The sequence below is a fragment of the Aminobacter sp. J41 genome (assembly GCF_000526635.1).
Lineage (GTDB): Bacteria > Pseudomonadota > Alphaproteobacteria > Rhizobiales > Rhizobiaceae > Aerobium.
Window position 1 is genome coordinate 1 of sequence record NZ_JAGL01000058.1, and the last position, 10,762, is coordinate 10,762.

Here is a 10,762-nt window from a genome sequence, read left to right on the forward strand (position 1 = left end):
CTGCCGGTGACCGAGCGCTTGCGCCGATTGAACTGCTCCAGCAGGAGCGGAGCATAGTGGACGGTCCAGCGATGGATGGTGGTGTGGTCGACGGAGATGCCGCGCTCCGCCATCATCTCCTCGAGATCGCGCAGGCTCAGGCTGTAAGCGAGATACCAGCGGACGCAGAGCAGGATCAACGAGCGATCGAAATGGCGGCCTTTGAACATCTTGCACCCCCGGAGCGTGCCGGAGGCGTACGCCGAACTGAGTTACCGAAAAGTTTGCAACAGATCCATCCTCCTTGGTTCGGTGTGGATTCCGGGGCGTTCAAAACCCCGGAATTATGCGAACCATGGAGGGCAGTCGGCGGCCTGTAGCGTGCCGCAATTGCACCTGTGTGCTGGCGGCACCCCACCACGATAAGGCCACGCTAGCGGGAATGTGGGACAGGTTGAACGTGGAGCATTGTAGGCGATAACGCGCCCTCGACGCTCATAACAATTCGACCACTCGGTTACTTAGATACTCGGCCAGCAGCTTCGCATCGTTGCGCCGGCTGCCCCAGTCATCGATGATCTGGCCTAGGTAAGCACTGCGCGCGTAGTCCAGCATCGCAGCGTCTTGGGCAGGCATTTGCGGGATCGCCCATAAAGCAGCCTCGCCCTTCGATACGAAATCTCCTGCGCTGGCGGTGCGCCACATCCTCGCAAGCGTAAGGAGAACGTTGCGTTCGTCTCCTTGTAATCCATCCGTCAATCCCGGAAGCAAATCGCGCATCGCCTGCCGAACAACGTCCGTCGAGACCTCAGGCAGAAGTTCGGTCCGATCCGGCCCGGACAGGGGAATGGCCTCCTGTCGGGCTTGTGCGAGAACCAATGTGTATTCGGGATCACGCGCAGGCATCGGCTTCTCGCCTGACTCGAAAGCATCGCGCAGCCATTCGCCATATGTAAGTTCGGCACGCATTGGGAAGCGGTCTTCGGACAAGTCAGACAGACGGAACACGATGACCTCGATGCAGCGGGGGCCTCCCGGCGCGGCCGGATGGCGACCGGAAATCTGCATCAATTCTGTCAGAAGTTCATCGCGCTGATCGCTGGTAACGTCCCGGTCGACAACTACCAACAGGTCGATATCGCTCTGTGGCTGAAGTTTTCCCGAGACTGCCGATCCATGGAGATACACGGCAATCAGTGCATCCCCAAGGACACGCCTCAAAGCCACGTGGGTCGCTTGTATCTGGTCAGTTTGCTCCATTATTCCTCTAAATCGCTCTTTGATCCGTTTGTGAAAGGCTACCATATGGTCGGCTGCTTCTTGCCCCAAACGGATATTTGGGTATTGACTTTACCTTCTCCGTGCCTTGGTGAAACCGCGATCCGTTGAGATGAACCGCTCCAGCATGGGCACGATCAGCCTGACGGGATCGGCGGCGGGCTGGCCGCTCTCGCGGGCCAGCACCTCGGCATAGGCGACCAGATCGCGGTGGAGCGGCGCAGGAAGCTCCACCGTCACCTTGACGGGCTTGTCGTCGGGCAGCGGGCCGAGTTTCAGCCTGGTCATGGTCAACCTCCTGTCGGCTCGAACACAAGGTCGCGGGTTACGATGATGCGAACCGGGAACCCCGGCCGGATGGTCAGCGTGGGCGCGACCTGCAACTGGCGCTGGACGATCTGCTGGCCCGCCCGATTGACGGTATCCTGCGCCCCGTCGCGGATGGCCCCGATAAGCCGGTCCTCGTCGCTGGTCGCCAGCTCCGTGCCGACTGCGAGCAGCGTGGACAGCCCTGCGGCTTTCAGTAGATCCCACCAGTGATAATCGACACCATCCTCAAGGCCGGCGTAACCGCTGGCGTCTGCGCCGGGCAGGCGCTCCAGAACAATGGAACGGCCGCCCGGCAGGATCAGGCGGTTCCACACCAGCAACACGCGGCGCTGGCCGAAGGTCACGCCATCATCATATTGGCCGATGATGCGCGTTCCCTGCGGGATCAGGAGCAGCGAGCCGGTTGGGCTGTCATAGACGTTCTCGGTCACTTGCGCTGTGATCTGGCCCGGAAGGTCGGACCTGATGCCGGTGATAAGCGCGGCCGGGATCACGGCTCCGGCCTGAAGGATGTAGGGTGATGCTGGCGGCGTGACACGATCCGGGGCGACGGTCTGCCGGTCCACGGGTCCATTGAGGAACGCCGCGTGCCGGTTCTGCGTCGCGGGCTGTCCGCCGAGGCCGAGACCGGCCAGGCCGGGCATGGCCGTCCCTGCCGGCGCTCCCGTGCGCGGGCCGGACTGGAAAAACACATTGCTCAAGCGCGCGGCTTCTTCCTCGGCGCGGCGGCGTTCCTCGGCGGGATCGACGGCGGGCGTCGTCATGACGGGCGGCGCGACCGGCTGTCCCCGGTTCTGCGCGTCGAGGATCGGACGGCCGAGGTCGCCGGGCAGCGCGGGGCCGAGTACCGGGCCGGTATAGTCGCGCGGCAGGCCGGACAGGCCATCCGCCGTGGGCCGGTTCTCGGTCGAATAGAGTTCTTCGCCTCCCGGTCCTGCATCGCGGGTCTGGAGCGCGTAGATCAGTGCGCCGCCGATGCCTAGCAAGGCGACAGCGCCGACGCCTGCCAGCATCTTGCGGGACAGGCGGGTGACGCGGGGCGGCTCGGCGCGCAATCGCATGGGCGCGGCGGTATCGGTGATGGTGTTGTCTGTCATGATGGGGAGCCTCCGGTCGCGCTGGCGGGCTGCGCGTCTGCCGCCTGCGTCGGGTTGATGCGGACGATCCTGACCGTCTGCTGGCGATTGCCGCTGCCAAGGCGCAGCTCGGCCGCGCCAAACAGGCGGTCCACGATCAAGACGTTCTGGTGGACTCGGCTGTTGACGATCTGCGGTTCTCCATCCGAACCGAGCACGAAGATCGGCGGCATCTCGCCTTGCACGATGCCGCGCGGGAAGACGACATAGACGCGGAGGCCATCGTCGAAGACGGAAACCGGCCGCCATGGCGGGCTGTCGCCCTGCACCTGCAAGCCATAGCGGTAGTTCCGCGCAGCCTCGGCCGGGATGACGGGCGCGGCCGGAACGGTCTGGCGCTGGCCGGCCGGCGGTGCGGGATAGGCCCATGCCACGGCGGGCATGTAGAGCGATTCCCGCGCGCGCAGCTCGATCATGTAGGTGCGCCGGTCGGTGGTGACGACAAGGTTGGTGGAAATGTCCGGGCGCGTCGGCTTCACGAGGATATGGACACGGCGGTTCGCACTGCTGCCGCTTTCGGTGTCGCCGATGATCCAGCGGGCGGTGTCGCCGGCCGCGATCGGCCCCGCGCCTGTCAGGCTCTCGCCCGGCTCCAGCGCGATCGTCGTGATCTGCCCGACTGCGGCATAGACCTGATAGAGCGCGCCTTCCGACCACGGATATATCTGGATGGCGCCGAAGCCAGCCTTTGCGCCAGCGGAGAAGCTGGATTTGACGCTTTCGCTTGCTTGGGATGTTGCGCTGGAGGCTGCGCGTTTGAGCGGCGAGACGGCGGCCGAGCCTGCCGCTCGGGCGACACCGCCGAGGCCGGAGGCAACGCCCGCCGCCCCGGTCTGGCCGAGCGAGCCGAGGCTATAGGCAGCGGTCGCCGCGCCCGCGGCCGTTGCGCCTCCGCGAACGGCCGCGGCTCCACCGGACAGGGCAGCAGCGCCGCCCTTCGCGGCAAGCATGGCCCCGCCACCGGCCGCCGCGCCGCCCGCAAGCACCATGCCGCCAGCCGCGAGGCCGGTTCCCACGGCTGCGCCCGCGCCGAGCTGCGGGCCGCCCGAGACGATGCCGTTGGCGATGCCGGGGCCGAAGATGCCGAGGCCGAGAAGCGACAGCGCGGCGAGCACAATCGCCATGGCGTCGTCGATACTCGGGGTCTAGCCACCGAAACCGGCCGTGAACTGCGAAAACAAGGTGCTGCCGATACCGATGATAACAGCGAGCACCAGAACCTTGATGCCGGAGGACACCACGTTGCCCAAGACCTTCTCGGCCATGAAGGCGGTCTTGCCGAACAGGCCGAAGGGGTTGAGGACGAAGCCGGCAAGCGTGGTCAGCTTGAACTCGATGAGGGTCACGAAAAGCTGGATGGCGAGGATGAAGAAGGCCAACACCACGAGCGCCCATGCGAACAGCAGGCACGCGATCTGGATGAAGTTCTCAAAGAAGGCGATCCAGCCCATCAGGTCGGAAATGGAATCGAGCAGCGGGCGGCCGGCGTCGAGGCCGGTCTGCGCCACGCGGCCCGGCCGCATCAGGTCTTCGACGGAGAAGCCGGTGCCGGACGCCATCAAGCCGAGCCCGGCGAAGCTCTCGAAGACGATGCGGGCTAGGTTGTTCCAGTTGGAAATGATGTAGGCGAACACCCCGACGAACAGGGTCTTCTTCACCAGTCGGGCGATGATGTCGTCATCCGCGCCCCAGGCCCAAAATAGGGCGGCGAGCGTCACGTCGATGACGATCAGCGTCGTGGCGATGAAGGCGACCTCGCCGCCGAGCAGGCCGAAACCGCTGTCGATGTAGGAGGTGAAGACCCCGAGGAAATTGTCGATGACGCCCGTGTTTCCCATGGTCAGCGCGCCTCGCTACGGTCACGGCCGAGGAAACGGTCGCGGGATTCAGCCCATGCGGCGAGGCAGTCAGCGTCACTCGCTGCCGCCTCGCCGAGCCGCTGGCAGCGGCGCAGGGTTTCGCGCAGGGGATCGGCGGGCGGCTGGAGGGCCGGCGCGGCGGGTGGCGCGGAAGGTTCGTCCTTCCGCGCCATGTCGATTGCGGTCACTGTCAAGGCAATCGCGACGAACACCACGGCCCCGAGCCGGGCCAGCATCTTGCCGTCCATGGCGAGCCTCCCGGTCAGTTGTTGCCGTTGTTGAACATCTGCGCGTTGCCCGGCTGGTAGCCGCTGCCGGGCGTGAGGAAGCGACGGCGCTGCTCACGGCCTTGTTCGGCGGCGGTCGCGCGCTCGGCCTCGGTCAGAGCGTCCGCACGGCCGTTCGCCGAGATGACCGCAATCAGGTCGGAAAGCTGCTGCGATTGGAGCGCAAGGAGCTGGTTGCCGGCCTGCGTGGCTTGCAGCGCCCCGGTCGCGCCTTGGCTCTGGCCGACAAGGGCGGCCATCTCGGTGCGGTTGCTGTCGATATTACCGACTGCACCCGCCTGCACGCGCATCGCGTCCTGCAAACCGCCGACCGTGTTCTCCCAACGGCCGCGCGCGTCGGCGACCAATTGGGCGTCTGTCGCCGAAAGCGAGACGTTGCCATATTGGCTCTGGAACGCTTGGTCGATCTGGCCGACCTCGAACGCGATATTCTGCGCTTGGCCCAAAAGCTGCTGCGTGCGCTGGACGTTCTGCTGGAGTTGCTGGAGCGAGGAATACGGCAGGCTCGCCAGATTGCGGGCCTGATTGATGAGCATCTGCGCCTCGTTCTGGAGGCTCTGAATCTGATTGTTGATCTGCTCCAGCGTGCGCGCTGCCGTGAGCACGTTCTGCGCGTAATTGCTCGGATCATAGACGATGCGGCCGAAGCCAAAGAGCTGGGCATGGGCCGGGCTTGCCAGCATGGGCGAAAGTGCGACGGGCACGGCGAGCGCCAGCGCGAGGGCCGAAGCCCCGACGATCTTGGGATAGGTCATGGAAGATTCTCCTGTGTGGGGTGGGTATCGAGCCGGGCCGGCGCGGCGGATTCCGGCCGGTCGGCAAGATTGGTGAGGTTCGGGATCAGGTCGGCCGCCCACTCGACGCCGCGCTCGCGCAGCCATGCGGCGAGGAAGCCATCGCGGCCGTGTTCGGCGACGATCTGCGCAATGAGAGTCTGGTCCGACTTCGCGGATGCGGCGCAGAGCGCGAGGCCGACTTCGGACAGGCCAAGCTCGAACAGGCGATTGCCCCTGCGGCTCTGGCAGTAATAATCCCGCTTCGGGGTGGCCCTTGCGAGGATTTCAATCTGTCTGTCGTTCAAGCCGAAGCGGCGATAGATGGCCGTGATCTGCGGCTCGATGGCCCGCTCGTTCGGCAGCAAGAGCCGGGTCGGGCAGCTTTCGATGATGGCGGGCGCGATGTTGCTGCCGTCGATGTCGGACAGGCTTTGCGTGGCGAAGATGACGCTGGTGTTTTTCTTGCGCAGCGTTTTCAGCCATTCGCGGAGCTGGCCGGCGAATCCCTCGTCGTCCAGCGCAAGCCAACCCTCGTCGATGATGAGCAGCGTCGGCCGCCCGTCGAGCCGGTCGCCGATGCGATGGAACAGATAGGCGAGCACAGCCGGGGCTGCGCCGGTCCCGACAAGGCCCTCGATCTCGAAGGCTTGCACATCGGCCGAGCCGAGATGTTCCGCCTCGGCGTCGAGCAGCCGGCCATAGGCACCGCCGACGCAGAACGGGCGCAATGCCTGCTTCAAGTCGTTCGACTGGAGCAGCACGGCAAGGCCGGTGATGGTGCGTTCCTCGACCGGCGCGGACGCAAGCGAAGTCAGAGCCGTCCAAAGATGCTCCTTCACCTCGGGCGTGATGGCGACGCCCTCGCGCATGAGGATGGCGGCGATCCAGTCGCCGGCCCATGCCCGTTCATAGGTGTCGTGGATGCGGGCGAGCGGCTGGAGTGAGACGGACGCCTCGGCCCCTTCTGTCAGCTCGCCGCCAAGGTCGTGCCAGTCGCCGCCCATGGCGAGCGCGGCGGCGCGGATGCTGCCACCAAAGTCGAAGGCGAAGACTTGGCTAGCCGCATAGCGGCGGAACTGGAGCGCCATGAGCGCCAGCAGCACGGATTTGCCCGCACCCGTAGGGCCGACGACAAGGGTGTGGCCTACGTCGCCGACATGGAGGGAAAACCGGAACGGGGTAGAGCCTTCGGTCTTGGCATAAAGCAAAGGGGGCGCACCGAAATGCTCGTCCCGTTCCGGCCCTGCCCATACGGCGTTCAGCGGAATCATGTGGGCAAGGTTGAGCGTCGAGACCGGCGGCTGGCGGACATTGGCATAGGCGTGTCCAGGCAGGCTGCCAAGCCATGCGTCAACCGCGTTGACGGTCTCGGCCATGGCGGTGAAGTCACGGCCCTGAACGATCTTCTCGACCAGGCGCAGCTTCTCTTGCGCCACGCGCGGGTCGGCATCCCAAACGGTGACGGTGGCCGTAACATAGACCATGCCTGCCACGTCCGCCCCAAGCTCCTGCAACGCCATGTCGGCGTCGAGCGCCTTGTTGGCGGCGTCGGTGTCAACGAGAGCCGATGCCTCGTTGGTCATGACTTCCTTGAGGATCGCGGCTATGGACTTCCGCTTGGCGAACCATTGCCGCCTGATTTTCGTCAGCAGCCGGGCTGCCTCCGTCTTGTTCATGAGGATGGCGCGGGTGGACCAGCGATAGGGAAAGGCAAGCCGGTTCGGTTCATCCAGAACCCCCGGCGTCGTCGCGGTCGGGAATTCCACGATGGTCAGGATACGCAGATGTGCGTCTCCAAGGCGCGGCTCCAGCCCGCCGGTGAGGGGCTGATCGGCCAGAAGCGCGTCGAGGTACATCGGCACTTCCGGCACGCGGATGCGATGCCGGTTGGTCGATATGGTGGAATGGAGATAGGTCAGCGTGCCGGCATCATCGAGCCAGCGGCACTCCGGCATGAAGCCGTCGAGCAAGGCCAGCACGCGGTCGGTGCGGTCGATGAAGCCGCGCAGCAGCTCCCAAGGGTCCACGCCGGTTTTCTCGCGGCCCTCGTAAAGCCATGTTTCGGCGCGGGCGGCTTCCTCGGCGGGCGGCAGATAGAGGAAGGTCAGGAAGTAGCCGGACACGAAATGCGCGCCCGCTTCCTCGAAACCGGCTTTGCGCTCTGCATCGACCAGCGCCGACGCGGGATCGGGAAAGGTGCTGTCGGGATAGGTCGCGGCCTCGCTGCGCTGCGCCTCGACGAAAATCGCCCAGCCGGAGCCGAGACGGCGCAGGGCGTTGTTGATGCGCCCGACTACGGCGACCAGTTCGGCCGCAACGGCTGAATCCAGATCGGGGCCGCGGAATCTCGCGGTACGCTGGAAGCTCCCGTCCTTGTTGAGCACAATGCCCGGAGCAACAAGCGCGGCCCATGGCAGATAATCTGCGAGCCGTGTGGCGGTGCGGCGGTATTCTGCAAGGTTCATCATGACCGCGTCCTCACGCCGCCAGATGGCCGGGGATGCGCAGGTGCCTGCGCCCAACCTCGACGAACTGCGGATCGCGCTTCGCCGCCCAAACGGCCGCGAAATGGCCGATGGCCCAGATGGTAAGGCCGACCAGCCAGAGGCGCAGGCCGAGTCCGACTGCCCCGGCCAGCGTCCCGTTCATGATGGCGATCGAGCGCGGTGCGCCGCCGAGCAGGATATGCTCGGTCAGCGCACGGTGGACCGGGATCGAAAAACCCGGCACGGCGTCGAGCTGTTCGAGACCGCCCGCCATCAAACGAGCGCCCCGCCGCCGAAAGAGAAGAACGACAGGAAGAAGCTCGACGCCGCGAATGCGATGCTGAGGCCGAACACGATCTGAATCAGGCGCCTGAACCCTCCGCTCGTATCGCCGAAGGCCAGCGTCAGTCCGGTCACGATGATGATGATAACGGCGATGATCTTGGCGACCGGCCCCTCGATGGACTGAAGGATTTGCTGAAGTGGTTGCTCCCACGGCATCGAGGAGCCGGAGGCATGGGCCGCCGGAGCCATGAACATGGCGAGCGCGGCGATGGTGGCGGCCGTGGTGAGCTGGCGGTACAGACGGGAGGCGTGATGGATCATTCGGGGTCTCCTTTTGGGCTGGTCGCGGGGGTGATGCGGTAGTCGCCATCCGGCCCCAGCCCGTCGACGCGGGCGAGTTCGGCCAGCCGGCGCGCGGAACCGCGCCCGGAAAGGACGGCAACAAGGTCGATGGTCTCGGCGATCAGCGCGCGCGGGACGGTGACGACAGCTTCCTGGATGAGCTGCTCAAGGCGGCGTAGCGCACCGATGCCGGAACCGGCATGGATGGTGCCGATGCCGCCGGGGTGTCCCGTGCCCCACGCCTTGAGCAGGTCCAGGGCTTCCGATCCGCGCACCTCGCCGATGGGGATGCGGTCGGGGCGCAGGCGCAGCGAGGATCGGACCAGATCGGAAAGCGTCGCCACGCCGTCTTTCGTCCGCATGGCGACAAGATTGGGCGCGGCGCATTGCAGCTCGCGCGTGTCCTCGATGATGACGACGCGATCGGCCGTCTTCGCCACCTCGGCGAGCAGCGCATTGGTCAGCGTCGTCTTGCCGGTGCTGGTGCCGCCCGCCACGAGGATGTTGGCGCGGGAAGAAACGGCTGCCCGTAGGGTCGCGGCCTGATCGGCGGTCATGATGCCGGTGGCCACATAATCGTCGAGGCTGAACACCGCGACGGCGGGCTTGCGGATGGCGAAGGCCGGCGCGACGACTACGGGCGGCAACAGCCCCTCGAACCGCTCGCCGGTCTCGGGAAGCTCGGCCGAGACACGCGGGCTGCGGGCATGAACCTCCGCCCCGACATGATGGGCGACCAGACGCACGATGCGTTCGCCATCGACAGCCGATAGTAGTTCCCCGGTATCGGCCAGCCCTTCCGACAGCCGGTCCACCCAGATGCGGCCATCCGGGTTCAGCATCACCTCGATGATTGCAGGGTCTTCGAGAAACCGGGCAATGGACGGCCCGAGCGCGGTGCGCAACATGCGCGCGCCGCGCTGGATGGCTTCCGGTCTGTGGTGGTTGGCGGTCATGTCGGCCCCGGTGTCTGGGCGGGGACGCGACAGGCGATCCCCGGATCGGGGTCGATTAAAAGAACCTGATTTTTGTCTGCCTCAACAAGTATTTACGCGCGTGCGGCGGGATACGGTGATCGACGGCAAAAAGGACAGGTTCGGCCCGGAACTATTGAGCGGGTCAAACTGCATAGATATGAGGACAGGAAACGATGACGGGATCGCACCGAATGAACATCAGCCCGAAAATATACATAATGGGGGCGTCCTGTTCGGGCGTCTCGACACTCGGTGCGGTATTGTCAGAGTGGACTGGCACACCGCATATAGATGTCGACGATTTCTACTGGATGCCGACCGATCCGCCGTTCAGTATCAAGCGCCCACCCGGGGAGCGCGTGCGGCTGATCGCCGAACGGCAAAAAGCGTCTGACGGATGGATTTTGACCGGCTCCTTCATGGGATGGGGAGACGCCCTGATCCATGACATCGACCTGATCGTCTTCCTTTACACTCCTGCAGCCATCAGGTTGCAACGGCTCGACCAGCGCGAGGCGGCGCGCCACGGGGATCGCATCCTGCCTGGCGGCGATATGCATGAAGCGCATTTGGCCTTCCGGGAATGGGCATCGGGCTATGATGATCCGCAGTTCTCCGGACGGAGCCTTGCCCAGCATGAACGCTGGCTCGGCCAGCAATCGGTTCCGGTTCTCAGGCTGAAAGGCGAGAGGCCGACGGATGAGCTGGCGGCGGTTGTGTCGCAAACTTGGAGAGGAGACGCGAAAGGGCCAGTCGCTCGGTAGGGCGTTCAGGCGGCGAGCAACTCAAACTGCTCGGCCAGTGATGGCTGCGGATTGCGGGCATACTTCCCCTGCTGTTTGCGCATCATGTGAACCATCTCGATCCCGCCCAGGATCACGCGAGCGCTCTTCGTTGACTTGAAACCAAGCATCGGACGAATGCGCCGCTTGATCGCCCGATGATCCTGCTCGATGCGATTGTTGAGGTAGGCGCTTTGGCGGATGCGAATGGGTTTCAGACCGCGTCGTGATCTGTTCTGGAGCCG

At 65.2% G+C, this 10,762-nt stretch carries 13 protein-coding genes and 1 pseudogene; 1 reads left to right on the forward strand and 13 read right to left on the reverse strand.

From position 1 onward, the window contains the following. The 12 genes and pseudogenes from L630_RS0119655 to trbB form a co-directional block, all read right to left on the reverse strand. Positions 1–209, reverse strand: a pseudogene (locus L630_RS0119655) (IS6 family transposase); the annotation flags it as partial. A 265-nt stretch (positions 210–474) separates the two neighbouring features. Then, positions 475–1,239: an aminoglycoside nucleotidyltransferase ANT9 gene (locus L630_RS0119660; RefSeq protein ID WP_024849903.1), complete on the reverse strand. Its 765-nt coding sequence runs from the start codon at positions 1,237–1,239 to the stop codon at positions 475–477. 90 nt (positions 1,240–1,329) lie between these two features. Then, positions 1,330–1,545 carry a DUF2274 domain-containing protein gene (locus L630_RS0119665; protein WP_024849904.1) on the reverse strand — a complete coding sequence of 72 codons (216 nt, stop codon included), beginning with the start codon at positions 1,543–1,545 and terminating at the stop codon, positions 1,330–1,332. A 2-nt stretch (positions 1,546–1,547) separates the two neighbouring features. After that, positions 1,548–2,684: a TrbI/VirB10 family protein gene (locus L630_RS0119670; RefSeq protein WP_024849905.1), complete on the reverse strand. Its 1,137-nt coding sequence runs from the start codon at positions 2,682–2,684 to the stop codon at positions 1,548–1,550. Then, positions 2,681–3,847, reverse strand: coding sequence for a P-type conjugative transfer protein TrbG (trbG, locus tag L630_RS23500; RefSeq protein ID WP_024849906.1), 1,167 nt, complete (start codon positions 3,845–3,847; stop codon positions 2,681–2,683). The genes L630_RS0119670 and trbG overlap by 4 nt, the downstream gene beginning before the upstream one ends. 21 nt (positions 3,848–3,868) lie before the next feature. Beyond that, the gene (gene trbL, locus L630_RS23505) at positions 3,869–4,561 is read right to left on the reverse strand and encodes a P-type conjugative transfer protein TrbL (protein ID WP_245263817.1); all 693 of its coding nucleotides are present in this window, start codon (positions 4,559–4,561) and stop codon (positions 3,869–3,871) included. Positions 4,562–4,563: 2 nt separating this feature from the next. Continuing rightward, positions 4,564–4,830 (reverse strand): putative entry exclusion protein TrbK-alt, encoded by a 267-nt coding sequence (gene trbK-alt, locus L630_RS0119685; RefSeq protein ID WP_024849907.1) that lies wholly within the window; start codon positions 4,828–4,830, stop codon positions 4,564–4,566. 14 nt (positions 4,831–4,844) lie between these two features. Then, positions 4,845–5,624 (reverse strand): P-type conjugative transfer protein TrbJ, encoded by a 780-nt coding sequence (gene trbJ / locus L630_RS0119690; RefSeq protein WP_024849908.1) that lies wholly within the window; start codon positions 5,622–5,624, stop codon positions 4,845–4,847. Then, positions 5,621–8,113: a conjugal transfer protein TrbE gene (trbE, locus tag L630_RS0119695; protein ID WP_024849909.1), complete on the reverse strand. Its 2,493-nt coding sequence runs from the start codon at positions 8,111–8,113 to the stop codon at positions 5,621–5,623. Before trbE ends, trbJ begins: the two co-directional genes overlap by 4 nt. Positions 8,114–8,123: 10 nt before the next feature. Beyond that, positions 8,124–8,405, reverse strand: coding sequence for a VirB3 family type IV secretion system protein (locus L630_RS0119700; protein ID WP_024849910.1), 282 nt, complete (start codon positions 8,403–8,405; stop codon positions 8,124–8,126). Then, positions 8,405–8,737, reverse strand: a complete 333-nt coding sequence (locus tag L630_RS0119705; RefSeq protein WP_024849911.1) for a TrbC/VirB2 family protein — start codon at positions 8,735–8,737, stop codon at positions 8,405–8,407. Before L630_RS0119705 ends, L630_RS0119700 begins: the two co-directional genes overlap by 1 nt. Further along, positions 8,734–9,714, reverse strand: a complete 981-nt coding sequence (gene trbB, locus L630_RS0119710) for a P-type conjugative transfer ATPase TrbB (protein WP_024849912.1) — start codon at positions 9,712–9,714, stop codon at positions 8,734–8,736. Before trbB ends, L630_RS0119705 begins: the two co-directional genes overlap by 4 nt. A gap of 212 nt (positions 9,715–9,926) precedes the next feature. Between trbB and L630_RS0119715 the strand changes: the two genes are divergently transcribed. Then, complete coding sequence (locus L630_RS0119715) at positions 9,927–10,499, forward strand: adenylate kinase (protein ID WP_024849913.1); 573 nt, start codon at positions 9,927–9,929, stop codon at positions 10,497–10,499. 5 nt (positions 10,500–10,504) lie between these two features. Here L630_RS0119715 and L630_RS0119720 read toward each other — a convergent pair. Next, a partial coding sequence (locus L630_RS0119720) for a DDE-type integrase/transposase/recombinase (protein ID WP_024849914.1) occupies positions 10,505–10,762 on the reverse strand: 258 nt, incomplete at its 5' end.